General features: G+C 70.1%; 21 protein-coding genes. 5 read left to right on the top strand and 16 right to left on the bottom strand.

The features are described 5' to 3' along the window. Positions 1-322 precede the first annotated feature (322 nt). Positions 323-1,480: an ATP-binding protein gene (locus AOP78_RS12435; RefSeq protein ID WP_152659545.1), complete on the top strand. Its 1,158-nt coding sequence runs from the start codon at positions 323-325 to the stop codon at positions 1,478-1,480. A gap of 130 nt (positions 1,481-1,610) precedes the next feature. On the opposite strand, the gene AOP78_RS12440 is transcribed toward AOP78_RS12435, so the two are convergent. The 3 genes from AOP78_RS12440 to AOP78_RS12450 all read right to left on the bottom strand — a co-directional run bounded on the left by AOP78_RS12440 (position 1,611) and on the right by AOP78_RS12450 (position 5,573). Then, the gene (locus AOP78_RS12440; RefSeq protein ID WP_062205254.1) at positions 1,611-2,441 is read right to left on the bottom strand and encodes a PRD domain-containing protein; all 831 of its coding nucleotides are present in this window, start codon (positions 2,439-2,441) and stop codon (positions 1,611-1,613) included. A 51-nt stretch (positions 2,442-2,492) separates the two neighbouring features. Then, positions 2,493-4,538, bottom strand: a complete 2,046-nt coding sequence (locus AOP78_RS12445) for a glucose PTS transporter subunit IIA (RefSeq protein ID WP_062205257.1) — start codon at positions 4,536-4,538, stop codon at positions 2,493-2,495. A 192-nt stretch (positions 4,539-4,730) separates the two neighbouring features. After that, complete coding sequence (locus AOP78_RS12450) at positions 4,731-5,573, bottom strand: helix-turn-helix transcriptional regulator (RefSeq protein ID WP_062205260.1); 843 nt, start codon at positions 5,571-5,573, stop codon at positions 4,731-4,733. A gap of 124 nt (positions 5,574-5,697) precedes the next feature. Between AOP78_RS12450 and AOP78_RS12455 the strand changes: the two genes are divergently transcribed. The 3 genes from AOP78_RS12455 (at position 5,698) to AOP78_RS12465 (ending at position 8,182) form a co-directional block, all read left to right on the top strand. Next, on the top strand, positions 5,698-6,474 hold the full coding sequence (locus AOP78_RS12455; RefSeq protein WP_236685383.1) for an SDR family NAD(P)-dependent oxidoreductase: 777 nt from the start codon (positions 5,698-5,700) through the stop codon (positions 6,472-6,474). A gap of 76 nt (positions 6,475-6,550) precedes the next feature. Then, on the top strand, positions 6,551-7,561 hold the full coding sequence (locus AOP78_RS12460) for an SDR family NAD(P)-dependent oxidoreductase (protein ID WP_062205262.1): 1,011 nt from the start codon (positions 6,551-6,553) through the stop codon (positions 7,559-7,561). Positions 7,562-7,570: 9 nt separating this feature from the next. After that, positions 7,571-8,182 (top strand): FMN-binding negative transcriptional regulator, encoded by a 612-nt coding sequence (locus AOP78_RS12465; protein ID WP_269082109.1) that lies wholly within the window; start codon positions 7,571-7,573, stop codon positions 8,180-8,182. Between the two features lie 36 nt (positions 8,183-8,218). Here the strand turns inward: AOP78_RS12465 and AOP78_RS12470 are convergent, their stop codons facing one another. The 5 genes from AOP78_RS12470 to AOP78_RS12490 form a co-directional block, all read right to left on the bottom strand. After that, positions 8,219-9,496 (bottom strand): NAD(P)/FAD-dependent oxidoreductase, encoded by a 1,278-nt coding sequence (locus AOP78_RS12470; protein ID WP_062205266.1) that lies wholly within the window; start codon positions 9,494-9,496, stop codon positions 8,219-8,221. Between the two features lie 4 nt (positions 9,497-9,500). Further along, positions 9,501-9,875, bottom strand: coding sequence for a RidA family protein (locus tag AOP78_RS12475; RefSeq protein WP_062205269.1), 375 nt, complete (start codon positions 9,873-9,875; stop codon positions 9,501-9,503). Between the two features lie 76 nt (positions 9,876-9,951). Further along, the gene (locus AOP78_RS12480) at positions 9,952-10,953 is read right to left on the bottom strand and encodes a zinc-binding dehydrogenase (RefSeq protein ID WP_369401092.1); all 1,002 of its coding nucleotides are present in this window, start codon (positions 10,951-10,953) and stop codon (positions 9,952-9,954) included. A gap of 58 nt (positions 10,954-11,011) precedes the next feature. After that, the gene (locus tag AOP78_RS12485) at positions 11,012-12,001 is read right to left on the bottom strand and encodes a C-terminal binding protein (RefSeq protein ID WP_062205274.1); all 990 of its coding nucleotides are present in this window, start codon (positions 11,999-12,001) and stop codon (positions 11,012-11,014) included. Further along, positions 12,001-13,287 carry an aminotransferase class III-fold pyridoxal phosphate-dependent enzyme gene (locus AOP78_RS12490; RefSeq protein ID WP_062205276.1) on the bottom strand — a complete coding sequence of 429 codons (1,287 nt, stop codon included), beginning with the start codon at positions 13,285-13,287 and terminating at the stop codon, positions 12,001-12,003. Before AOP78_RS12490 ends, AOP78_RS12485 begins: the two co-directional genes overlap by 1 nt. Before the next feature lie 149 nt (positions 13,288-13,436). Here AOP78_RS12490 and AOP78_RS12495 point away from each other — a divergent pair, with 149 nt between their 5' ends. Next, complete coding sequence (locus AOP78_RS12495; protein ID WP_062205279.1) at positions 13,437-15,005, top strand: PucR family transcriptional regulator; 1,569 nt, start codon at positions 13,437-13,439, stop codon at positions 15,003-15,005. 9 nt (positions 15,006-15,014) lie between these two features. On the opposite strand, the gene AOP78_RS12500 is transcribed toward AOP78_RS12495, so the two are convergent. The 8 genes from AOP78_RS12500 to AOP78_RS12535 all read right to left on the bottom strand — a co-directional run bounded on the left by AOP78_RS12500 (position 15,015) and on the right by AOP78_RS12535 (position 25,588). Then, the gene (locus AOP78_RS12500) at positions 15,015-15,794 is read right to left on the bottom strand and encodes an aspartate/glutamate racemase family protein (RefSeq protein ID WP_062205283.1); all 780 of its coding nucleotides are present in this window, start codon (positions 15,792-15,794) and stop codon (positions 15,015-15,017) included. A 26-nt stretch (positions 15,795-15,820) separates the two neighbouring features. Further along, positions 15,821-17,782: an amidase gene (locus AOP78_RS12505; protein ID WP_152659546.1), complete on the bottom strand. Its 1,962-nt coding sequence runs from the start codon at positions 17,780-17,782 to the stop codon at positions 15,821-15,823. A 234-nt stretch (positions 17,783-18,016) separates the two neighbouring features. Further along, on the bottom strand, positions 18,017-19,300 hold the full coding sequence (locus AOP78_RS12510) for a M20 family metallopeptidase (protein ID WP_062205286.1): 1,284 nt from the start codon (positions 19,298-19,300) through the stop codon (positions 18,017-18,019). A gap of 48 nt (positions 19,301-19,348) precedes the next feature. After that, positions 19,349-20,932 (bottom strand): ATP-binding cassette domain-containing protein, encoded by a 1,584-nt coding sequence (locus tag AOP78_RS12515; protein ID WP_062205289.1) that lies wholly within the window; start codon positions 20,930-20,932, stop codon positions 19,349-19,351. Continuing rightward, positions 20,929-21,810 carry an ABC transporter permease gene (locus AOP78_RS12520; protein WP_062205292.1) on the bottom strand — a complete coding sequence of 294 codons (882 nt, stop codon included), beginning with the start codon at positions 21,808-21,810 and terminating at the stop codon, positions 20,929-20,931. Before AOP78_RS12520 ends, AOP78_RS12515 begins: the two co-directional genes overlap by 4 nt. Further along, positions 21,807-22,745, bottom strand: a complete 939-nt coding sequence (locus AOP78_RS12525) for an ABC transporter permease (RefSeq protein WP_083980126.1) — start codon at positions 22,743-22,745, stop codon at positions 21,807-21,809. Before AOP78_RS12525 ends, AOP78_RS12520 begins: the two co-directional genes overlap by 4 nt. Before the next feature lie 8 nt (positions 22,746-22,753). Continuing rightward, positions 22,754-24,337, bottom strand: a complete 1,584-nt coding sequence (locus AOP78_RS12530) for an ABC transporter substrate-binding protein (RefSeq protein WP_062205297.1) — start codon at positions 24,335-24,337, stop codon at positions 22,754-22,756. 294 nt (positions 24,338-24,631) lie between these two features. Continuing rightward, the gene (locus AOP78_RS12535; protein WP_062205300.1) at positions 24,632-25,588 is read right to left on the bottom strand and encodes an Lrp/AsnC family transcriptional regulator; all 957 of its coding nucleotides are present in this window, start codon (positions 25,586-25,588) and stop codon (positions 24,632-24,634) included. Position 25,589: the final 1 nt, after the last annotated feature.

Raw genomic sequence — 25,589 nt, forward strand, 5'->3', positions numbered from 1 at the left:
GGCCCGGGCGTGGTCGAATGCCACGCCATCGCTCGGCGCGAAGAGTCACCCCGCATCTATCCCGCACATTCAGATGCAACCATCGACAACCGCAGACAGCCGATTCGCAGGTCTACCTGGCCTTTCCGAAGGCCAAGCCACCCCGCGAAAACCCCTGACAGAGGCGCACTCCAACTCGAAAGGTCACCGGATCGACGCCGGTCGGAGCCACCAAAGCCCCTCGCGTAGCTTCTCCATCGCGGGGGGCTTCTTGTTTTCCATCGGCATCACGTACGCACCACGATCACCCTGTAAATCCAATATTCAGTGTTAGAATTACAGGGTGAATGACACGTGGCTTCCCCGCGATCACGACGCCGCGCGCTTGCAGTCCGCGCTCGACCGTTCCCCGGCGGTGCTGCTGACGGGGCAGCGCCAGGTCGGCAAGACCTCGCTGGTGCGCAAGCAACTGGATCCCCAGCGCAGCCACTACTTCGACCTTGAGGATCCCCGCGACCTGGCGCGGCTGGCAGATCCGATTCTCGCGTTGGAGCGACTGTCCGGGACGGTCGTGATCGACGAGGCGCAGCGCATGCCGGAGCTGTTCCCGATGCTCCGGGTGCTGATCGACCAAGACCGCACGCCGGGCCGGTTCCTTCTGCTGGGTAGTGCCTCGCCGGACTTGGTGGGCCTCGGCGCAGAGTCTCTCGCGGGCCGCATCGCCCTCGTGGAGCTCGGCCCCCTCGGACTTCCGGAGGCCGGCGCGGACCACCTGAACAGCCTGTGGCTGCGGGGCGGTCTCCCCGAGGCCCTCACCGCCGTCGACGACGCAGCAGCAGGCGCGTGGCTCGGCGACTACATCTCCACGTTCCTGGAGCGAGACCTCGCACAGCTCGGCTCCCGGGTCCCGGCGACGACGATGCGCCGCTTCTGGACGATGCTCGCGCACCGCCACTCAGGAACGTGGAACGGCGCCGAGATGGCGCGCTCGCTCGGGGCATCCGAGCCCACCGCGCGCCGCTACCTGGACACACTCACCGACGCGCTCGTGGTGCGCCAGCTACAGCCGTGGGTGGCGAACATCGGCAAGCGTCAGGTCCGCTCCCCCAAGGTCTACCTGCGCGACAGCGGCACTCTGCATCGCCTGCTCGGAATCCCCACGCTGGACGACCTGCTGTCGCATCCGATCCTCGGGGCAAGCTGGGAGGGCCTCGTGATCGAGCACATCGCCCGATGGGGACTGCCGATGTACTTCTGGCGCACTCAGGACGGCGCCGAGATCGACCTCATCATCGACTTCGGATCCACACAGTGGGGCATCGAGATCAAACGCACCGACTCCCCCAAGGTGACACCGAGCATGCGCCACGCGCTGGCCGATCTCGGCCTCGGGCGCATCATCGTCGTCCACGCCGGACCAGACCGCTTCCCTCTGGCTGAGCGAATCGAGGCGATCGGAGCAGCCGACCTGCTGACCGCAGAGGGGCCGCCAGTCGTCTGAAAGCGAGGCGAGGTCGGAATCTGCCGACAGAGTTTTCCAGAATCTGCCGTACTCAGAAGTCGGAATCTGCCGCCGGTCCCGGCCCGCAGGAAACCCCAGCATCGTCCCTGGGACCGCACACGCGGACCGCTCAGGACGTGACGCGTGCGACGTGCAGGGCGAGGTAGGACAGCTCATCCTCGGTGAGGGCGGCGCCCAGCCGCAGCTCGACCAGGGAGCCCAGCCGATCAGCGCACCGTGCGGCCTCCGGGTAGTTGTCGCGGATCGCCGTCCCGACGGCCGAGTGCCGCTGGTCGGACAGCTGCTGGCGCTGGTGGATGCGCACGAACAGGTAGCGCAGATGCGTCACGAACCGGCCGACGTTGACGCTGCCCGTGTCGAGCTCGAGGTCGAACTGCTCACCGATGACGTCAAGGAACTGCTGGATGAGGCCGGTCATCGTGTAGCTGTACGCCAGATCGCCCGCGGTGAAGCCGGCGTTCACGAGGTGCAGGGTCAGGCCGACGGCCTCCGACGCCGGCAGCGGCGACTCGACCTGCCCGTTGATCTGCTCGACGAGCGCCTGCCCCTGCGCGTACTCCTGCGGGTACAGGTGGGACACCTCCGCCAGCAGCGGGTACTCGAGGGTCTGGCCGGCGGCGGCCCGGGCGAGCGCGGAGGCGACATGGTCGGTCATCGCGACCACCACGGCCGGGTTGGCCGCGAGGCGTGCCAACCCGGCGTCGACGAGCGCCTGCCCGACGAGCTGCACGTGCTCCGGGGACAGCCCCGCCAGCTGCGCAGCCATCCGGTCCGGGTCGTTGTCGTCGACCGGGCGGAAGGTGCGCGCGACCTTGGCGGGGTCGATCGGGTCTCCCGGCCGGGTCTGGTAGCCCAGACCCCAGCCGGTGAGGATCACCTCGGAGCCGTCGTCCTCTCGGGCGAGGACGACGTTGTTGTTGAAGACGCGCAGGATGTTCATCGGGCAGGCCGCTCGGTACGTGGACGATCAGGCTCTGGGGGACCCAGAACCTCAGGGAACCACGTCGACGACGACGTCGCCAGGAGCCACGGCCACGGCGGGTCGCGGCGCCACCTCGGTCAGCGACGAGGTGTTGACGACGGTCACCAACGCGGTCGGGTCGTACCCGGCCGCGCGCACGGCCGCGATGTCGACCGTGCCGAGCACCTGGCCGGCGGCCACGCGGTCGCCCGCGGCGACGGCGGCGGTGAAGCCCTCGCCCGCCATGTTGACCGTGTCGATGCCGATGTGCACGAGCACCTCGACCGCATCGTCCGTCTTGAGGCCGTACGCGTGGAGGCTGTCGGGCAGCGTCACGAGCACGCCGCCGACGGGCGCGACCACCTCGAGCACCCCGGCATCGTCCGCCGGCGCGATGCCGACGCCGTCGCCGAGCGCCTTGGAGGAGAACACCGCGTCGTCGACGTCGGCGAGAGGCACGATCGTGCCCGCGACCGGGGCGATCACCGCGGCGGTCGGAGCGGACTCCTCGGCAGCGGCGGGAGCGGCGACGGGAGCGGCGACGCGAACGTCGGCACCGGCGGCCTCGAGCGCGAGGTCGGCCTCGGCCTGGCGGCGCGCCTCGGCGGCCTCGGCCTTCTGCTCGGGCGTGCGGTAGTCCGAGATGATGACGAGCACCATCGAGACCGTGAACGCGGCGGCGATGGCGATCGCGTACAGCCCCATCGGGTCGAACACCGGGATGGTCAGCAGCGACGTGAACGCGAAGACGCTCGTGTCGACGCCGCCGCCGAGGCCGATGATGACGCCACCTGTGAGGCAGCCGACGAGCATGCGGGGGTAGATGCGCTTGAAGCGCAGGTGGATGCCGTACAGCGACGGCTCCGAGATGCCTCCGAGCAGACCGGCCGCGAGCGCACCCGTCGCGGTCTGACGCATCTGCACGTCCCTGTCGCGCCATGCCAGGAAGAGCACACCGGCGGTCGCGCCGAAGCACGCGAAGTTCCACGCGCCCATGGGGCCTTGGATGAAGTCGTAGCCGAGGGTGCCGATGTTCATGAGCATCAGCGCGTTGAGCGGCCAGTGCAGGCCCAGCGGGACCAGGAACGGGTACAGCAGCGGGATGAGGATGGCGAATGCGATGGGCGCGTTGCCGTTGAGCCACGCGAGGCCGCCGCCCAGCCCGTTGCCGAGCCAGATGCCGAGGGGTCCGATGAGGAACGCGGTGACCGGGATCATGATGGCCATCGAGAAGAACGGCACGAAGACCATCTGGATGTTCTCGGGGAAGATCCGCTTGAGGGCCCTGTAGACCACCGCGAGCAGCGCGACCATGATCAGCGGGACGAACACCTGGCCGCCGTAGTCGTTGAGCTGCAGCGGGATCCCGAAGATGTCAGCGACGCACGACTCGGTTCCGAGCGTCGCGTTGGTCGTGCACACCGTGTCGGCGAAGACCGTCGGGTCCGACAGCTTGATGAACTCGGGGGTCATGAGCGCGCCCATGACGGTGGCGCCGACCCACGGGTCGATCGCGAGCTTCTTGGCCGCGTTGTACGCGACCATGATCGGCAGGAAGTAGAAGACCGAGCGCCACATCGCATCGACGAACACCCAGCCGGCGGACTTGTCGGCGGCCCGGAAGTCGACCACGCCGAGCGCGTCGAGCACCGCGGTGAACGCGATGATCAGCGAGGCGCCGAGCAGCACGCCCAGCAGCGGGCGGAACGAGTCGGACAGGTATTCGAAGAACGCGTCGAGCCAGGCGACCTTGCCGCGGGCCTTCGAGCGCGCCGCGGCCTTGACGTCGGCGTCGGACGGTCCGGTCCCGACGCCCTTCAGCGAGGGCAGGTTGATCATCTGGGTGTACACGGACTGCACCGCGCCACCGACGACGACCTGGTAGCGGTCGCCGGACTGCGGCACCGCGCCCATCACGCCGGGCACCTTCTCCACGGCCGCGCGGTCGACGACCGACGCATCCTTCAGCTCGAAGCGCAGGCGGGTCGCGCAGTGGGTGAGGCTGAGGATGTTGTCCGGGCCGCCGATGGCGTCCACGATCCCCTCTGCCTTGTCACGCGTCGTTGCGGACGTCATGCTCGTTCTCCTTCTCGGCGGCGTCGCCGGTGTCTGGGCACAAAAAAAGACCTGAGACGCATGACAACGTCTCAGGCCTTGCTCCGCATCGAAGCGGGTTACAACCCTGTGGTGAGCTCTCGCTCGGCCGTCAGGGTAGCACCCGAACGCCCGTCGGTGTCACGGGACCAAGGTCACTCAAGGCGCTCACGATCAGGGCGCCGACATCTCCTGCGCTCCCACGACGCCCAGGAGGGCGAGCCTGTCGGCCGTCTCCGCATCGTCCCTGGCCGTGAACCACAGGAGGTGCTGCGACCCGTCGTCGGTGTAGAGGTTGTGGCAGTGGAGGTCGAGCGCGCCGATGCTCGGGTGCAGGAAGACCTTGGCGTCGACGCGTCTGAGCGCCACGGCCCGCTGCTCCCACAGCCGCGCGAACTCCTCGGAGGCCTCGGAGCACAGCGAGACCAGCTCTGCGAGGCGCTGATCGTCGGGGGACCGCCGCGCGGCGGCCATGCGCAGGTCCGCGACGAGGGACTCTGAGAGCCGCTCGTAGTCCTTCTCGGGGTGGCGCGCGCGGTGGATCGGCTCGACGAACCACCGGTAGACCTGGCTCGATCTCGGCCACTCGAGACCCTGCTGCTCGCCGAGCAGCGCCCGGGCGAGATCGTTCGCCGCAAGCGTCTCGGCGAGGTCGGAGACGATCAGCGCGGGAGTGTCGTCGAGGCGATCGAGCAGCGCGAGCATCGCGGGGTCCACGTGGTTGTCGCCGGTGCGCGCGGGCACGGGCCTGCCCGCGAGCCGATACAGGTGGTCGCGCTCATCCTTGGTGAGGCGCAGCGCTCGAGCGAGCGCCGCGAGCATCGACGGCGACGGCTGGACCTTCGATCCCTGCTCCAGCTCCGTGTAGTACTCGACGGATGCGCCCGCGAGCACCGCGACCTCGTCGCGACGCAGCCCCGGCACGCGGCGACGCGGTCCAGGCACGATGCCGACCTGATCGGGCGTGATCCGGTCGCGGCGGGAGCGCAGGAACGCGCCGAGCTCGGGAAGGTCCATCCGCCCAGTATGTGCCGCCCGCGACCGCGAAGGGTAGGGGCGTCGCCCCCAGGGTGAACCCCCTCTTCTTCCTGTCCGGTGGCCCCCGCAGGCTGGTTCCGCAATCACCAGAAGGAGAACCCCCGTGAACGACATCAGCCCCCTCGCCCTCATCACCGGCGCCAACCGCGGCATCGGCCGCGCGACCGCGATCGAGCTCGCCCGCCAGGGCCACGACGTCATCGTCACCTACCGCAGCCACCCGGACGAGGCCGCCGAGACGGTCTCCGCCATCGAGTCGCTCGGCCGCGCCGCGGCCGCGCTCCCCTTGGACAGCGCGCAGGTCGCCGACATCGCGCGCTTCGCCGACGACCTCAGGACGATGCTGGAGCAGTCGTTCGGCGGCGCCCACCTCGACGTCCTGGTCAACAACGCGGGCTTCGGCGCCGACACCACGCTCGCGACGACCACGGCCGAGGTCCTCGACGACCTCTACGCCACCCACGTGCGCGGCGTCTACCTGCTCACCCAGGCGATCGCGACCCCGTCCGAAGGCGTGCCTCTCATCGCCGACGGCGGCAGCATCGTCAACCTCGGCACGGGCCTGACCCGGTTCGTCCACGTGGGCCGCGACGCCTACGCGGCGATGAAGGGCGCCGTCGGCGTCCTCACCGCGTACTGGGCGCAGGAGCTCGGCCCGCGCGGCATTCGGGTCAACACGATCGCCCCCGGGCCGGTCGAGACCCACTTCAGCGGCTGGGTGGGCAACGAGCAGGTGCGCCAGGTGTTCGCCGACGGCACCGCGCTCGGCCGGTCCGCGGCGGCGGAGGACATCGCCGGAGTGATCGCCTCGCTCGTGCAGCCCGGCGCGGCGTGGGTCACGGCGCAGCGGATCGAGGCCTCGGGCGGCTACCGCCTCTGACCGCACCGGGGCGGCGGCGGTGCGGCATGATCGGGAGACGCGGCGATCCGTCGCATCCGCCAGACCCCGGAGCACCATGTCCCCTCGCGCCTACCCGCCGCCGCCTTCCGTCCACTACGCCGCCACCGTCGCGGGCCTGCCGCGTCTCGACGGCCGCACGGTCGCGATCACCGGGTCCACAAGCGGCACGGGCGCGGTGCTTGCCCGCACCGCGGGCCGCCTAGGAGCGCGACTGCTGCTGCTCAACCGAGCGTCGGAGCGCGCCGACGCCTCGCTCGCGACCCTCACCGCGGACGGCGTCGCCGCAACCGCGATCGCGTGCGACCTGCAGAGCTTCGCCTCGGTCCGCGCCGCCGGACCCGCGATCCTCGCTGCCGCCCCCGACGGCATCGATGTGCTGTGCAACAACGCGGGCGTCATGGGGCTACCGGACACCGCGACGGTCGACGGCTGCGACGTGCAGATGCAGACCAACCACCTCTCGCACTTCCTGCTCACGAGCCTCGTGTGGCCCGCGCTGCGCACAGCGGCCGACGCGCGAGGCGAGGCACGGGTGGTCAACCACTCCTCCGGCGCGCGCCGCGGCAGGCCGCTCGAGGCCCGCTACATGGAGGCCCACGGCGGCGACCTGGGCGGCGACGGCTTCCCCGGCTTCGCCAAGTGGCGCCGGTACCAGCAGTCGAAGCTCGCGAACCTCATGTTCACGTACGCGCTGTCCGAACGGATGCCGGAGGCGGACAAGGCCCACGGGATCAAGGCCCTCGCGGCGCACCCCGGTCCAACCAACTCGGGCCTCCAGGCGAAGACCGCGCAGGCAGGGGGCACTCGCCTGCTCGACCGCTACATCCTGACGCGCACCCTCAAGGTCGCGCACTCGGTCGAGGACGGGGCGCTCGGCATCATCCGAGCGTCGCTCGACCCGACCGCCGAGGACGGCCAGTTCTACGGCCCCGCCGAGCGCGGCGAGCCCGGCGAGGCAGTGCTGCTGCCGGCCGAGCGCGACGAGGCGTCGGAGCGGCTCCTCTGGGACGTCAGCTCGGCGACCTGCGGGATCGACGAATACTTCGAGAGTCCTGCCGCCCGATAGTGTCACCGTGTGCACAGCAAGCAGCAGTTCCACATGACCGATCCCGAGGAGATCAAGCGCCTGATCCGCGAGAACCCGTGGGCGACGCTCGTCTCTCACACGGACGACGGCCTGGTCGCCTCGCACTATCCAGTCCTCCTGGACGAGGCTGCGGACGGCATCGTCCTGGTTGGCCATTTCGGCCTCGTGGACGCTCGCGAGCACGGGCTCGGCGAGCACGAGATCCTCGTCATCATCCAGGGCGCGCACGGCTACGTCTCGTCGTCCTGGTACGACGAGGGCGACATCGTGCCCACCTGGAACCACCTGACCGCGCACCTGTACGGCATGCCGCAGATCCTCACCGACGAGGAGAACTACGCGACCCTCAGCCGCCTCACCGAGCACTTCGAGGGCGGGATGCCTGGCGGGCACAGCCTCGCTGAGGACGAGGAGGGCACGCGCCGCCTCGCGCGTGGAACGCGCGGCTACCGGCTCGAGGTCACCCGCTTCGACGCCCGCGCCAAGCTCAGCCAGAACAAGTCAGAGCCCGTGCAGGAGCGCATCGTCGAAGGCCTCGACGCGTCGTACCCCGACCTCGCCGCGCAGATGCGGCGGTCGCGCGAGGCACGCAAGGACTGAGCCGCGGCGCACGGCGACGCCACCGCCAGGTGACCCTCAGTCCGTCCGGCGCCCCGGCATCGTCCTGAACCGGCTCGGCGCCAGCACGCCGAACCTCTCGGGAACCTCGTCGCCGCCCGCGAGCTCGCCGATGTGGGCCGCGACGACCTCGGCCGTCGCCGGGGCGTAGGTGAGGCCAAGCATCGCGTGGCCGGTCGCGACCACGGCGTTCGTGGTCCCGGGCAGCATGCCGATGATCGGCACGCCGTCGGCGGACATCGGCCGCAGCCCGGCCCAGCCCGCGGCGCGCTTGTCGAGCGGCACGTCCGGGTAGAGGTGGTGCAGGTCGGCGAGCAGCCGCTCGACGGTCGCCTCGGCGACCTCGGGTCGGCGCTGGCCCATGATCATCCCGGACGATGCGCGCACCCCCTTGTCGAGGGGCGTCACCGCGATGTGCGTGCGGCCGGTGAGCACCGAGGTGCGCGGGCGGAGGTCGGCCTCGACCTCGACGTCCACCGAGTAGCCGCCGCCCGAGTACAGCGGCAGGCGGGCACCGAGCCGCTTGGCCAGGTCCCTCGACGCGACACCTGCCGCGAGCACCACGGCGTCGCATTCGAGGACGCTCGTGGGGGTGACGACGGCCGCGACCTCGCCGCCGCGCGTCGCGAAGCCGACCACGGGCGAGTGCTCGAAGATCTCGACGCCGGACGCGCGCAGGCTCGCGACGATCGCGTCCATGAGCGACACGGGCTCGACCTGGCGATCGTCGGGAGCGACATAGCCGTACGCATACGCGGGGCTCACGCCGGGATCGACCTCGGCCACCTCGTCGGCGCCCACGAGCGGGCGGATCCGGCTCGCGAGCTGCGGGAACGGCTCGAAGACCTTGAGCGCCTCGTCGAGCTCCTCGCGCGACTCGAACGCATGCATCGAGCCCCCGCGATGCTGCTCGAAGACCAGCCCGTCGGCCACGTACTGGTCGTACAGCGGCATCGTCATCTGCGACAGGACGTCCTGCGCGCGCGTGCCCGCGTGGAAGGCCGACGTGCGCGTGGCGAGCCCCATGCGGGCCAGGAACGTGAGATATCCGGGGTCGACGCGAGGGGTGATGCTGATCGGCCCGTGCTTGTCCAGGAACGACTTGGCGGCCATCAGCATCGTCCCGGGCGCGGGGACCGGGAACGACAGCACATCCGTGACGAGCGCGGCGTTGCCGTGCGACGGCCCCATCCCGTAGGTGTCCGCCTCGAGCACCGTGACGTCGTGCCCGTCCTTGACGAGCCGGTAGGCGGTCGCGAGCCCGACCACGCCGGCGCCGACGACGACGATCCTCACCGCGTCACGCTCCCGTGACCGCGGCGGTCGCGATCATCTCGACCTTGTACCCGGGAAGCGCGGCTCCGACCGTCGCCCTCGGGGGGAACGGCGACGGCACGACCGACCGGTAGGCAGCGTCGAACTCGGCGAAGTCGTGGTCGATGTCGTCCAGGAACACCTGCACCTGCACGAGGTCGGCCATCGACGATCCGGCGGCCTCGAGGATCGAGGCGAGCAGCTCGAGCGCGAGCAGGGTCTGCTCGCTCACGGTCGTGCCCCGCACCTCCCCGGTGACCGGGTCGTGCGACGTCAGGCCCGAGGTGAAGACGAGGTCGCCGACGACCTTGCCGTGGCTGTAGGCGGCGACCGCGTCGCCGACGTTGATGGTCTTGACCATGAGGTGCTCCTCGCTGCTCGGTGGTGCTCGTCGTGGAAATGCGATGGGGACGGGTCTGGGGTGGGCGGTTCTCGGCTCAGGCGCTCGTGTCGATGAGGACCTTGAGCGCCTCGCGGGCGTCCATGCGCCGGTAGGCCTCGGCCACCTCGGACAGCCCGAGCCGGTCGGTGAAGACCCGGCCGGGGTCGATGCGGCGCTCGAGGACCGCGGGCAGCAGCGCGGGCAGGTAGTGCCTCACCGGGGCGACGCCGCCGGTGATGGTCACGTTGCGCGCGAACAGCGTCGCGAGGTCGATCTGGACGCCGTGGGGGATTCCGACATAGGACACCGTGCCGCCCGAGCGGACCGCGGCGAGCGCGGTCGAGAAGGACTGCGCGGTGCCGACGCATTCGAGCACCTGGTCCGCACCGGCGCCGTCGGTGAGCGCGGCGACGGCCACCACCGCGTCGTCCCCGCGGGCGGTGATGACCTCGTCGGCCCCGAGCGATCGGGCGAGCGCCTGCCGGTCCGCGTGCGTGCTCGCGAGCGCCACGACCCGCGCGGCGCCGAGCAGCCGCGCGGCGATGATCGCGCACTGGCCGACCGCGCCGTCGCCGATCACGACCGTCGTCGAGCCTGGCCCCACCCCCGCGCTGAGCGCGGCGTGATAGCCGGTGCCCATGACGTCCGCGAGCGCGAGCATGGACGGAACCAGCGCATCGTCCGGGCGCGAGCCGTCGGGCAGGGCCCGCACGAGAGTGCCGTCCGCCTGCGGGACGCGCAGCAGCTCGGCCTGGCACGCCTCGGTGATCTCGCGACCCCAGAAGCCGCCGTGCTCGCACGACGTGGTGAGGCCGCGCGCGCACGCGGCGCACACCCCGTCGGACCAGCGGAAAGGGACGATGACCCAGTCGCCGACCGCGATGTCGGTCACCTCGTCGCCGGTCGCGATCACGGTGCCCACGGCCTCGTGCCCGATACGCGAGCCGGGCTTGGCCGTGCTCTGGCCTCGGTAGGACCACAGGTCGGAGCCGCACACGGCGGCGGCCTCGACCCGCACGACCGCGTCGGTCGGGTCGACGACGACGGGGTCGGGCACGTCCCGGGGGAAGGACCTCAGCCTTGCCCTCGAGCACGGCGGCGCGCATCGCGGCGCCTCAGATCTCGACGTCGCGGTTGACGAGGTTCGCCGGGCGCTCGCCGTGGACGAGCCGCTCGACCAGGCCGCGCAGCGAGATCTCGCGCGCGGCGAGGAACGAGTCCTCGGACAGGAAGGCCGCGTGCGGGGTGATGACGACGTTGTCGAACGTCGAGAGCTCGGTGGACTCGTCGCCGTCCTCGTCCTCGATCACGTCGATGCCCGCGCCGGCGATCCGGCCCTCGCGCAGTGCCGCGACGAGCGCGGGCTCGTCGACGACCTTCCCGCGCGCGGTGTTGATGAGGTACGCGGTGGGCTTCATGAGCGCGAGCTCGCGCTCGGAGATGAGGTGGTGCGTCTCGGGCAGCAGCGGGGTGTGGAGCGAGACGATGTCGGAGCGCTCGAGCAGCTCGTCGAGCGTCTCGGCCTTGCCGACGCCGAAGTCGGCGAGGAACTCGACGGACTTGGTCGGCGCCCACGCGAGCACCTCGAGACCCATCGCCTTGAGCATCGGGACCATCCCCTGCGGGATGCCGCCGAAGAACGCGAGGCCGATCGTCTTGCCGCTGATCCGGTGAGGCATGGGGCCGAGCATCGGGTCCCACTTGCCGTCGCGCACCGTGCGGTCCAGCAGGCTGATGTTGCGCACGAGGTCGATGATCATCCCGACCGTGTGGAGTGCGACCTCCTCGACGCAGAAGCCCGGGGCGTTCACGACGGTCACGCCGTGCGCGGTCGCCGACGCGACGTCGATGTTCGACGTCCCGATGGCCTGCACCCCGACCGCCTTGAGCCCGGGCAGGCGGTCCATGACCTCGGCGGTGACCTCGAAGTACTCGACCACCGCGCCGTCGGCACCCTCGACGGCCGCCACGAACGCATCGTCCTCGTTGGGAGCCGTGGCCTCCACGAGCTCGACCTGGTCGGCGACGCCCCACTTCTCGAGCAGGGAGCGCTCGTGGTCGAGCGTGTCGGTGATGTTGAAGTAGACGACCTTCGCTGCAGCCATCAGGCGGCTCCTCCTTCGATGATGTCGAGGCACTCCTCGAGGATCGCCAGCCCCTCATCCAGGACCGGCGCGGTGACGTTGAGCGGCGTCGCGATGCGGATCGCGTTGCCCTTGACCCCGCACGACAGCACGAGCAGCCCTCGCTCGAGCGCGGCGCGCCTGACAGCGTCGACCAGGTCGCCGCCCGGCGTCCCGTCGGCGTGGTCGAGCTGGATCGCCGCCATGAGGCCCAGCCCGCGCACGTCGGCGATCGATGCGTGGCGCTCCTTGAGGTCCGCGAGGCGTCCCGCGAGGTAGGCGCCCTGCGTGCGGACGTTGCCGAGCACGTCCGACGCGGCGAACTCGTCCAGGACCGCGAGCGCGGCCGCGGCCGCGAGGGGGTTGCCTCCGAACGTCGTGCCGTGCAGGCCGGGCTTCCACCTCGCCATGAGCTCGGGGGTCGAGACGATCGCGCTCATCGGCAGGCCGCCACCCATCGCCTTGCCGAGCGTCATGATGTCGGGCACGACGCCGTGCTGGGTCATCGCGAACATCTCGCCCGTGCGGCCGTAGCCGGCCTGGATCTCGTCGGAGATGAGCAGGATCCCGTGCTTGTCGCACAGCGCGCGGAGCTCCTGCATGTAGCGCCGGGGCGGGACCCAGTAGCCGCCCTCGCCCTGGAGGGGCTCGATGAGGATCGCGGCGACGGTCTCGGGCAGCACCACGTGGTCGAACAGGCGCTGGAGGTCGGCGAGCGCGCGGTCGGCGATCTCCTCATCGTCGAGGCCGGGGTACATCCCGCGCGACGGGTACGGCGCGAAGTGGACGCCGCCGAGCAGCGGCTCGTAGTGCGACCGGTACTTGGCGCTCGAGGCGGTGACGCTGGTCGCGCCGAGCGTGCGGCCGTGGAATGAGCCGAGGAAGGAGATGATCGCCGGGCGGCCGGTCGCGACGCGGGCCAGCTTGATCGCCCCGTCGATCGCCTCGGCGCCGCCGTTGGAGAAGAACACCGAGCCGAGGTCTCCGGGGGCGAGGAAGGCGATCCGGTCGGCCAGCTCCACGGTGGCCGGGTAGGTGACGACGTTGAACGAGGCGGTCACGAGGCGCGCGGCCTGCTCCTGGATCGCGGCCACGACGCGCGGGTGGCTGTGGCCGAGCGCGTTGACCGCGATGCCCTGCACCCAGTCCAGGTAGCGGGTGCCGTCCTCGGCGATCAGATACGGACCCTCGCCGGCGACCGCGACCACGTCGGTGCTCCTCGCCAGGGCGGGGCTCAGGTGGGCCAGCTGCTCCGCGGTCGCCGTCATCGTGTTCCCTTCGTCCGTCTCACGGCGGCCCGAGGGCCGCTCCTGGCTGCGAAAGTAGCACCGGGAGACGCGACGACGGATGGGCCGCGAGGGCCAATTCTTGGGGCTGAGGTCGACTCGATGTAACACCGCCGTGCCACGATGACCGCATGTCGATCACCGTCGCCGGCCTGCTCGCGCGCCCCGAGCTCGGCCTCACGCTCCTCAGCCCGGGCGCGCCCGGCGCGCTCGAGCGGAGCATCGTCTGGGCGCACCAGAGCGAGCTCGACGACCCGATGGCCTTCTCCGAGCCCGACGAGGTGCTGCTCACCACCGGCAGCCTCATCCCCGGGCCCGGGTCGGTGCCTGGCTCGGACGCCACCGGCCAGGAGGCCGCGGGCTGGGAGCGGTACGTCGCGCGGCTGCGCGAGTCACGCGCCGCCGCACTGGGCTTCGGCGTCGGCGTCGTCCATCAGGAGGTGCCGACCGCCCTGCTCGACGCCGCCCGTGAGCAAGGCCTCGTCGTCTTCGAGGTCCCCGAGGCGCTCCCCTTCTCCTCCGTGATCAAGGCGGTCTCGCGCGCGCAGGCCGACGAGGAGACGATGCGGCTGCGGCGCATGCACGTCGCGCAGCGGCGGTTGATCGCTGCGGCCGCCGCGCCCGACGTCAGCAGGCTGCTCATGGTCCGCGCGGCCGAGATCATCGGCGGCTGGGCCGCGCTCGTGCAGCCCTCGGGCGCGGTCTCCGAGATCTCCCACCTGGCGGCGAGACCCCTCGCAGTCGAGACCGCGCGCGAGCACGCCGGCTCCGGCCGCCAGGTGACGTTCTCGAGCGCCGAGGAGACCGAGCTGTGCGCGTGCGACGTCCGCACCCCCGACGGCGACCTGCTCGGCATCCTCGTGACCGGCTCCCGACGCGTGGGCGACCCCGTCGTCGCCGCGGTGCCCGTGATGACCTCGAGCCTGCTGGGCGTCTCGCTCGCGCGTACCCGCACCGGCGACAGGACCGTGCGCTCCCTGCGAGGCGCGCTCGTGACCGAGCTGCTCGACGGGAACCTCTCGCTCGGCCGCGCCGTCGCGCGCGCCCTGTGGAACGGCCTTCCCCGCGAGCCGTTCACCGTCCTGTGCGCGACCGCCTCGGACGAGGCCTACGACCTGGTCGCCGAGCTCGCGCCGTTCGGGCCGCGACCCCGGGCGACCGTCGCCTTCGGCGAGCAGGACGACGTGCTGTGGGTCCTCGTCGGCAGCGACCGCGCACCGCTCGTCGCCGACCGCCTGCGCGGGATCGGTGCGGCCGTGGGCTCCTCCCCGAGCACGCGCTGGCCCGACGTGGCCTCGGCGCGGCGCGAGGCCTCGGGCGCGATGATGCTCGAGCGCGCCGCGACGCACGGGCCGCGCCCCGGCGGGCTCGCGGACCGCACCGCGAGCTCGGGGCTCAAGGCGGCGCTGGCACCCGAGCCCGCGAGGGCGTTCGCACGCGTCGCTCTCGGGCCCCTCGTCGGCGAGGGACCCGAGCCGCGCAGCCTCCTGGCGACGCTCGAGACCTGGCTCGAGGCCGACGGCGGGATCGCTCAGACCGCGGACAGCCTGGGCGTGCACCGGCACACCGTCACCCGACGCCTCAAGCGGATCGAGGAGCTGCTCGGCGTCTCGCTCGCGCAGCCGCGCACCCAGCACGAGCTGTGGCTCGCGTGCACGCTGTGGGCGACCCACGGCCCCGCCGACCGCGCAGGGCGCTGACGAGACCCGTCAGATGAACCCGTGGTACGGCATCTGCTGGGTCGCGAACCTCAGCCAGCGGATCATGGTGATGAAGTCGAACACCGGCAGTCCGGTGGCCGCCTGGACGGCTGACGCGTAGGGCGGCATGTCGGAGCACTCGAGCAGGATCGCGCCGATGTCGGGCGCGTCCTGAAGCAGCGCCCGCGCCGCCTCGAGGACCTCTTCCTGCACCACAGAGTCGTCGAACTCACCGCGATCCTCGAGGATCGCGGAGAACTCCGGGGCGTCCCCGAGTCCCCGCACCACGAGATCCGACGAGTCGGTCACGCCGACGGCCTCGAGGAGCGCGGGGCTGAACGCGGTGCCGTTCGCGGTGAGCACGCCGATGCGCCGGCCGGGAAGCACCGCCCGGATCCACGGGACCTGGATCAGGCTGGACATCGCGACCGGGATGCTCACCGCTGCCGCGACCTCGCGCTGATAGTTGCCGAAGAAGCCGCATGCGCCGGTGATCGCGCGCACCCCCTCGCGCTGGAGCGCGCGGGCCCCCTCGATCAGGTCGTCGACGATCGAACCGTCCGCGCAGAACAGCTGCCCGGAGGTCAGACCGCCGACCGCGCGCATCCGCACCGGGAAGTCGTACGTCCAGGCGTTGACGACGTTGCCGGGCATCATCGGATAGTGCACCTGGTCGATGTACAGGATCCCGACCGGGTAGCCCGCGACGTTCTGCCCGGCGGGCATGCGGACGCGCCCCAGTCGCTGACCTGGGGCGATGTACCCGGCCGGCGCGTGCTGATCGGTCACGATCGTGCTCCTCGTCTTCCTCGGACTCACGCGGGCAGCGGCGCGAGGCTGTACTCGGCCGAGGCGCCGCTCTTGACGATCACCATGACCTCCTCGAAGAGGCGGTTCCGGCGCAGCGAGATCCGCCCCGCGTAGACACCGGGCTCGCCGTCCACCGGCGCGAGGATGTGGCCGTCCGCCCAGACCTGGGCCGGCGCATCGTCCGCATCCTCAATACGAACGGTCACCTCCCAGAACACTTCGCCCCGCTCAATCTGGACGGTGTGCGCGGTCGCAACGACCGCATCGTCCATGGACGATGCTCCACCAGGGATGACGTCGCTAGGCAGGCTCGGCGTGAGGAAGGCGGGCAGACGGCGCTGGGTCGCCTGCTCGTACGCGTACGCCCGGTCGATCAGGACGTCGTCCGAGTACGCGGGCCCCGCGAAGGTGAGTCCGACGGGCATCTGGGTGTCGCCCATGAAGCCCATCGGCACGGTCACCGTCGGGATGCCGAGGTGGCGGATCACGCGGTTGCCGTTCGAGTACACGACTCCGTTCTGGCTCGCGTGCGCGAGACTCTCGGGCCGCGTGAAGAGGTCGTCGCGGCCCACGTCACCGGCCGCGGGGAAGACGATGAGGTCCAGCCCCTCCGCCACGAGCCAGTCCTCGAAATCAGCCTTGCGCGCGGCCTCGAGCCCGGTGAGGAGCTGGTCGAAGCCCGGGACCTCGTCGAAGGAGGACGGCACGCCCGCCTTCGCCATCTCCGCGAGGCGCTGCCAGTCGAAGCCGCCGCGCGCACGCGTGATCCACACAGGCCACAGCGCGTCCTCGACCGGAAAGACGGAGTCGCCGTCCACGTCGGCCCAACTGCTGAGCTCGGGATCGCCGTTGACCTTCAGGAACTGGTCGAGCACCATCGCGGTGACAGGGCCGCCCTCCATGGTCCGCCAGTTCGCGGGGACGAGCCCGCGCGCGGCCAGACCCTCGGCGCCGGGCCTGTCCTCCTCGTAGTTGTTCCACGCGAGGAAGTCGACCTCGACCACCTCGGCGCCCAGGTCTCGAAGATCGGCAGCGGCCTGGTCCCACAGCTTGCGCACGCTCGGCCGGATGACCGGGGGCTCGAGGGGAGCGTCGTCCTCCCCGATGAAGATCGTGGGCACGCCGATGCGGAGGCCGTCGAGGCGCGTCGGGCGCTCGCGGAGCATCGGCTTGGACACGACGTCCTCGGGGGTGGGGAGCGCGACCGCGGTCTGCTGGCGCCAGAAGTCGCCGGTCGTGTCGGGGTCGGTCGCGATGAGGACGTCGAGCAGGACCATGAGGTCGGACACCGTGCGGGTGTGCGGGACGACGACGTCGCACGCGGGGCGCAGCGGCCAGTTTCCGCGGATCGAGATGAGGCCGCGCGAGGGCGTGTAGGCGACGAGCGCGTTGTTGCTCGCCGGCGACCGGCCCGAGGACACCGTCTCCTCGGCCATGCCGAAAGCCGCCATGCTTGCCGCCGTCGAGGTGCCCGAGCCGTTCGATGATCCCGAGCCGTACGCCGCCGTGATGTAGTCCGGGTTGTACGGGCTGCGCGCGTAGTCGTAGACGCCCGGCTGGATGCCGCCCGCCGCCATCGGCGGCATGTTCGTCTTTCCGATCAGCACGGCCCCGGCCGCCTTGAGGAGCCCAACGCTCGCCGCATCGTCCGTGGCCACGAGATCCTTGAGCGCCGGGCTGCCCGACGCGACCGTCAGTCCCTTCGCCTTGTAGGAGTCCTTGATCGTGAACGGGATGCCCTCGAGCGGTCCCGCCTCGCCTCGCGCGCGGCGCGCGTCCGAGGCCGCGGCGTCCGCGAGCGCCTCCGGGTTGAGCACCGCGATCGCGTGCAGGCACGGCCCGGTGCGGTCGTAGTACGCGATGCGGTTGAGATAGGCGGTCACGAGGTCGACGCTCGTGATCGCTCCCGACTCGAGCGCGGCCTTCATCTCCGGAAGGCCCAGCTCCACGATGTCGTAGCTCGTCACGGTCCCTGTGCTCCTTCGTCGCGGAACGGGTGAGGATTCCGACGTTAGACCTCGCTGTTTGCGGGGAGGTTACGGGCGAGCGTCAGGATCGTCGTTCCGGGACCGGTTCCATCCCGCGGAGCGTCAGGATCGTCGACGCGGACAGGCACAGGCGAGGGAACGCGTGACGTGCGGAAGGCCCGCGCCCCCGCAGGACGGGGACACGGGCCTTCACGATCGTGGTGGGCGGATCGGTCAGGACCCCTCGGGGAAGTCCTCGCCCTTGTCCTGGTTGCAGATGTCGAGCGCAGTGAGGGCGAAGACCTTCGACGCGATCTCCATCTCGCTGATGTACATGTTCTCGTTCGCGAACGCGCTGCGGATGCCCGCGCCGTGTCCCGGTCCCCACAGCACGCAGGGGATCCCCGCCGCCCACAGGTGCGAGGTGTCGTCGCCCGAGTACGAGCCGGGCACGTGCACGCCGATCAGCTCCGGCTCCTTGCCCGTGACCTCGGTGTAGTGCGAGGCGACCGACTGGACGATGTACGCATCTGCCGGGATCTCGAACGGCTCGTGCCCGCGGGTCTTGCCCTCGTGAAAGCGCGCGGGCGGCGGGATCTGAACCTCGTACTCGAGCTCCGGGTCCTCGGCCTTGAGCTCCTCCATCACCCGCACGAAGTCCGCCTCGACCGAGTCGATGCTCTGGCCCGGCAGGAAGCGCACGTCGATCAGGGCGGTGCAGTAGTCCGAGACGTAGTTCGCACCGCGGGTGTCGTGCGCGCTGCCACGGCCGCCGACGATCGCGCCGAGGTTCATCTGCGGGATGTCGGGCAGGTCGGGGCGCGGCTCGTGGGTGAACTCGATCGAGTTGAGCGCGGGGACGGCCTTGACCATCTTCGCGATCGCGTCGACGGAGTCCTCCTTGTACATGATGTGCGCCGACTTGCCCTTGATGGTGATAGCGACGCTGCACGTGCCGACGTTCATGGTGAGCACATTGCGCACGCCGAACGCCTCGGGCACGATCGCTGCATCGGTGCGGAAGCCGCTCTTCATGAGCATGTCGGTGCCGAGCCCGCCGTGGAGCTCGCCAGCGACGAGCGCGACCACGAGGTCTCCCTTGAGCTTGACGCCCGACTTCCTGATCGCCTCCGCCGCGTGGATCATCGAGGCGTCGGCACCCTTCATGTTGATGACACCCGCGCCGAAGAGGAGGTCACCCTCGACCTTCGCCTCGAACGGGTCGTGGTCCCAGCCGTCCTCGAGCGGGTCGATGTCGATATGACCGTTGAGCATGAGGCTCTTGCCGCCGCCCTCACCCTTCAGGGTGGCGATGGTCTGGTAGCGGCCCGGCTCGACCTCGAACAGGTCGACCTCGTAGCCGCGCTCGGTGAAGAACTCGGCGAGGTGGCGCGCGAGAGGCGTCTCCTCACCCTTGATGCTGGGGAAGCGGATGAGGTCCTTTGCGATATCGACCAGCTCGTCCCGATCGACATGCGCGAAGACGGCCTCGGCCTCGGACGTGAGTGCGGTGGACATAGGTGTTTCAGCTCCTTCAGTAGACGATCCAGCGGGGCGCGCGACCGGTCAGCTGACCGCGTGCACCGCCATGCTGGCTGCGAGCAGCTCCTGCACGTACGGATCCTTGGGGTGGGTGAACAGCTCCTCGGACGGCGCATCCTCGACGATCTGGCCATCCCGCACCACGACGATGCGGTCGGCGATCGAGCGGATGACGCCCAGGTCGTGAGTGACGAAGAGCATGGGGATGCCTCGTTCCGCGCGGATCTTGAGCAGCAGATCTACGACGTCGGCCTGCACGGAGACGTCAAGCGCCGAGGTGGGCTCGTCGAGGATCATGACTGCAGGATCCTGCGCGAGCGCGCGGGCGATGCTCACACGCTGACGCTCGCCGCCCGAGAGCCGGCGGGGCTTGCGCTCGGCGTACTCGCGCGGCAGGCGCACCGAGTCGAGGAGTTCAAGCATGCGCTCGCGGCGCGCCGCAGCCGGCACACCCGCGACCTTGAGGGTCCGCATGATCGTCCAGCCGATGGTCCGCACGGGGTTGAGCGTGCTGGTCGGGTCCTGGAAGACCATGCCAACCTTGCCGCGCCCTCGCGCGCCCCGGAACACGTCGACAGTGCCGGAGGTCGGGTCCTGAAGGCCGCACAGCACGCGGGACAGCGTGGTCTTGCCGGAGCCGCTCTCGCCGACGACGCCGAGGATCTCTTGATCGTTGAGGATGAGGCTCACGTGGTCGAGCGCGGTGTGCCCCGCGTGGCGGCGGCGCCCTCCGAACCTCACCGACAGCTCGAAGACCTGCATCGTCGGCTCCTCGGCGATCTCGGGACGCCCCTCGGCGTCCCGTCCGCCGTGAGGCACGTCGACCTTCGGCAGCGCGGACACGAGTCGGTTCGTGTACGGGTGCTCCGGGGAGGTGAGGACCTTCGTCGCCGGGCCGCTCTCCACGCACTCGCCGCGCTGCATGACCAGGAGCCGGTCGGCGTGCTTGCCGATGAGCGCGAGGTCATGGCTCACGAGGATGACCGCGACCCCGAGCGTGGTACGCAGCTCGGTGACGAGGTCAAGCACCGCAGCCTCCGTGCGGACGTCCAGCCCGGTGGTCGGCTCGTCCATGACGATGACCGAGGGACGCATCGAGATCGCCATCGCGATAACGACGCGCTGAAGCTGGCCGCCGGAGAGCTCGTGAGGGTAGCGCGCGAGGGCCGCCTTGGGGTCCGGTAGCCGCACCTGGGCGAAGAGCTCCAGAACGCGAGCCCGCGCCTCCTTCTCGCTCACTCCGTGCACCGTCATGCACTCGGCGACCTGGTCCCCGACCTTCATGCGGGGATTCAGCGCCGTCATGGGGCTCTGGTAGACCATGGCGATCTCGCGCCCGAGGATCTCCCGCCGCTCATGCGCGGTCACCGAGCGCAGGTCGCGGCCGCGGAGACGGAGCTCCCCCTCGACGATGCGGGCGTTCGAGGGCAGGTAGTCCATGAGGCTGAGCGAGACGGTCGACTTGCCCGAACCCGACTCGCCGACGATCCCAAGGCACTCCCCCGGGTGGATCTCGAACGACACCTGGTCGACGGCACGCTTGTCGTCGTAGCAGATACTCACGCCCGACGCCTCGAGGATCGGCTCGGCAGTCGTGGCGGCGCTCATGCGCGGCCTCCCTTCGACTCGTCGATGACGACGTTGACGGCGAGCACGACCAGGGCGATCGCCGCCGCGGGGGCGAGCACGACCCACGGGGCCGCGCTCATGTACGCACGCCCCTCGTTCACCATGAGGCCCCAGTCCGGCGTTGGCGGCTGGACCCCGAGCCCCAGGAACCCGAGCGCCGCGAGCGTGAGGAGGCTGTGCGAGAAGCGCAGGCCCGCCTCGGTGAGGAGCGTCGGCGCGGCGTTGGGAAGGACCTCGCGGAACACGATCGAGAGGGTCCCCTCGCCGCGGACCTTCGCGGCCTCAGTGAAGGGAAGCTTCGCGACCTGCAGCGCGGCGGTGCGGGCGATGCGTGCGATCGGGGGGAAGAAGACGAGCGTGATCGCAAGCACGAGGATCGGGATGCTGCTGCCGAACACGGCGAGGACGAGCAGCGCGATCAGCAGCGAGGGGATCGACTGGAGCACGTCGGCGATGCGCATCACGAGCATGTCGTAGGTGCCGCCGATGTATCCGCTCGTGATTCCGACGATGGCCCCGACGATCATCGAGGAGATGGTGCACAGCAGCGCGAGCAGCAGGGTCGCCCGCCCACCGACCAGGATCCGCGAGAACACATCCCTGCCGTAGTTGTCGGTGCCGAGCAGATGGTCTGCGGACGGCGCGACGAGCAGAGCCTCCGGATTGAGGTCGGTCGCGCTGTATGGAGCGATCGCGGCGCCGAAGACCACGATCAGGCCCGCCGCAAGCACGACCACGGCGGCGACCCGACCCGTCCAGCTGAGGTCTGCCCACCAGGATCGACCGGCCGCCCATCGGGCGCGCGGCGCCCGCGGGGCCCGGCCGGAGGTGTCGTTGTCTCGTGCCATCGCGGTCATGACTTCCTCAGTCTGGGGTTGAGCCCGACGACGATCAGGTCTGCGACCAGGTTCGCCGTCGTGACGATCGCGGAGGTGAGCAGCACCGCGGCCGCCAGCAGCGGCACGTCGCGATTGTTCGCGGCCTGCACGGTCAGCGAGCCGATGCCCGGGAAGGAGAAGATCGTCTCGACGACGGCGAGGCTCCCGAGCAGGTACGCGACGTTGGTGCCGGTCGCGGTCACGGCCGGGGCGATCGCGTTGCCCATGACGTGCTTGCGGAAGACCTTCCATTCGGAGAGGCCCTTGAGACGCGCGGTGCGGACGTAGTCGAGCTCGAGCGTCTGGACGGTTCCCTGGCGCATCATCCGGATCGTGAGGGCGAGCACCACGATCGTGGCCGTCGCGACCGGCATCACCAGCTTCGCCGGATCGTCGAAGGGCGAGCCGGTGATGATGCTGGCGGCAGGAAGCACACCCAGGATGTTCGCGAAGACGAAGATCAGCAGGATCGCCCACACGAACTCCGGGAAGGAGAAGGCGGTGAGGGTGACCCAGGAGATGATCCTGTCGATCGCGCCGCCCTCGCGCGAGCCCGCCCACATCCCCAGCACGATCCCCAGGGGGACCGAGATAAGGAGGACGAGTCCGGCGAGGACGGCGCTGTTGGCAAGCCGCGCCATGACGAGGGGACCGATCTCCGTCTGGAAGACCAGTGAGGTGCCGAAGTCCCCGCGCAGCGCCCCCCCGAACCAGGACCAGAACCTGACCAGCACCGGCTGGTCGAGCCCCAGCTGCTGACGGACGAACTCCAGGCTCTCAGGGGTGGCGAGGATTCCCAGCTTCGTCTCGGCGGCATCGGTCGGGAGGAAGGAGGTGATCGTGAAGATCACCAGCGCTACGAGCGCCAGGGTGAGAAGGAGGAGCCCCACCCGTTGCGCGGCATACCGAACCATGACCTGTCTCAGCTCTCCACAGTGACGTTGAAGAGCTCGTAGTAGCCCATGGCCGATCCGCTGAAGCCGCTGACATCGGAACCGGTCGCAGTGACCAGCGGCATCTCGTAGGGCACGAGCGCGTAGCCGCGCTCGGCGATAATCTCCTGCGCGTCGGCATACAGCTCGGCACGAGCTTCGGTGTCGGTGGTGGAACGCGCCTCGGTGATGAGCTCGTCGAGCTCGTCATCGCTGAAGTACGGGGACTCGGAGCCGCCACCGTTATAGGCGCCGTCGCTCTCGTAGAAGGGCGAGATCGAGCCGTCACCGTCGGGGAAGCCGGTGAAGTAGAACGCGACCATGGGCTGCTGGCGGTAGCCCTCGGTTCCCAGATCGCTGTTCGTCTTCGTGACGACGTTCAGCGTGATACCCGCCTGCGCCGCCATCTCGGCGTACGCCACCGTCATCTCGGAGAGGCCGAAGCGCTCGGTCGTGGTCCAGATGTCCATCTCGAACCCGTCCGGATAGCCGGCCTCGGCGAGAAGCTCCTTGGCCTTCTCGATGTTCTGCTCGGGAACCTCGATGTCCGCGTGGTAAGGGTTGGCGCTGAGCACGACGTTGTCGGCCGTGGCGGTCGCGAGCCCACCGGTGGCGATCGCGGCGAGGGCCTCGCGATCCATCACGAGGCGCAGCGCCTCCCGGACACGCTCGTCGTCAAGGGGCTCGAAGCTCGTGTTGAGGTAGATCGTGTGGAAGCTGGCGCCCGGGTTCTCGATGAGCGCGACGTTGTCCGCCGCCTCGAGGGTCGAGAGCTGCTGCGCGGAGACCTGGCTGATCAGGTCGATGTCACCGGCGATGAGGCTCGTGCTCTGCGTCTCGGCCTGCGCGATCGTCACCTGGTGGATCTCGTCGAGCGTGATCGAGTCCTGGTCGCGATAGTCCTCGAAGGCCTTGTAGACGATCATCGAACCCTCGACGTTCTCGTCCATGACGTAGGGACCGGTGCCGTCGGGCGTGGTCGCGAGCTCCTCCGCAGTCGATCCCTCCGGGACGATGGCGGCGTAGGGCTGAGCCAGGGCGGAGGCGAGGTCAGCCATCGGCTCGCTCAGGTGCAGCTCAACGGTCGTGTCGTCGATGGCGACGGCCTCCTCGATGGCGGTGTAGTACGCCGCGTGAGCCGTGGGGACGTCCGGGTCGATCAGACGCATGATCGAGTAGACCACGTCATCCGCGGTGAGCGCCTTGCCCGAGTGGAAGACCGCATCGTCGATGATCGTGAAGGTCCATACGAGGCCGTCGTCCGAGACGCTCCACTCGGAGGCGAGCTCCGGCTCGGGGGCCAGGTCGTCGTCGCTGAAGTCCGTGAGGGTCTCGTAGACGAGCTGGCCGAACTGGTACTCCTCGAGAAGGTTCATGTTGGCGGGGTCCAGCTCCGTCGGGTGGCCCGACCAGGCCATCTCGAAGACCGTCGGCTCCGCGTCGCCCGAGCCGGACGCGCTCGTCGCATCGCTCTCGCTGCTGGTGCATCCGCTGAGGGTCCCGGCAGCGACGAGTCCGGCGATGCCGAACGCCGCCGCCCGCCGAGAGGCGGTCATCCATGGCGTGGTGTGCATGTGTTCTCTCCCTAGTCATGGGCCGGGGCCCGCTGGCGATTTTCACACTAGGTGTCGGTCGTTACGCCCAGGTTTCAGAGGCGAGTCTTTTTTGTAATTTTGAGCCTCTTCACGCGATTCTTTTTCAGTCTGAGAGGCTCCTTGGGCGGTTTCCTTTCACTCTTCGCCCGTTTCGACCAGCGGATTGCTCACTCCCGACGCAAGTCCGCGAGCACCAAGGCAGGACGCGGCGCGCATAGCTATGAGGGTCGGTGCCGAGTGCCGCTGCGGGGCGAGGGGCGAGAGCGCGGAGGCTCAGTCGAGCTGGACTGCGGGAGCCTCTGTCGCCGACAGCCCAGCCCGGAACGACAGCGATCCGGGGAGCTTCAGGACGGCCGTGTACGGAAGCAGCTCAAGGCGGACCCCGGACTGCTCGTAGATCTCATCGGCCACGAGGAGCAGTTCGTTCACGGTACGACCGTGCACCTCGCCCACCTGGGCGATCGGGCCCGTCGTGCTCGCGACGATCTTGATCGCATCGTGCTCAAGCAGGGCGGACTGGAGCGCCCCGTCACCACGCGGGGCCAGGAACAGCGCCGGCACGATGTCAGACGTCTGAAGGTCGTCCGTCGTGACTGTCGCGCGCGCGACGCCCCCCTCGAGAAGAGCGATGACGCGGCGCCGGACCGCGGCATACGGGCGGTCCGTGCGAGCCGCAAGGTCCTTGAACGAGACGCGAGGATCGTCGACGAGCTCCCGCAGCAGCTCGCGATCCCCGTCCGCGATCTCCAGATCGGAAGGGGACGCCAGGTCCGCGCCGATGCGCGGCCGACCGGTGTCCAGCTGCCACTTGTCGATCCGCGCCATCGGCAGGATCTCGACCTTCTCCACGCCCGGCATCGCCCCGATCTGTGCGAATGCCGCGCGGTGCACCTCGTCGAGCGAGCGCCCCACGAGGTCGACAAGGTGCGAGAACCTTCCGGCCACCCGCGCCAGGTGGATGACCGCGTCCTGCTCCTGGCACCACTCCGCGAAGCTCGTGTCATCGCCATGGAGCGTGACCAACAGGCTCGCGCGAGTCGTCAGCCCGAACATGCTCGGATCGATCAGCGTCACCGGGCGGATCGCGCGCGACTGGATCAGTCGCTCCACGCGCGCACGCGCCGCGTCGGAGGAGAGCCCGATGGAAGCGCCCAGGCTCGTGTACGAGGCACGGGCATCGGACTTGAGGAGATCGACCAGCTGCTGGTCGTGGAGATCGAGCGGCGTCATG

The organism is Demequina salsinemoris (assembly GCF_000974805.1).
Lineage (GTDB): Bacteria > Actinomycetota > Actinomycetes > Actinomycetales > Demequinaceae > Demequina > Demequina salsinemoris.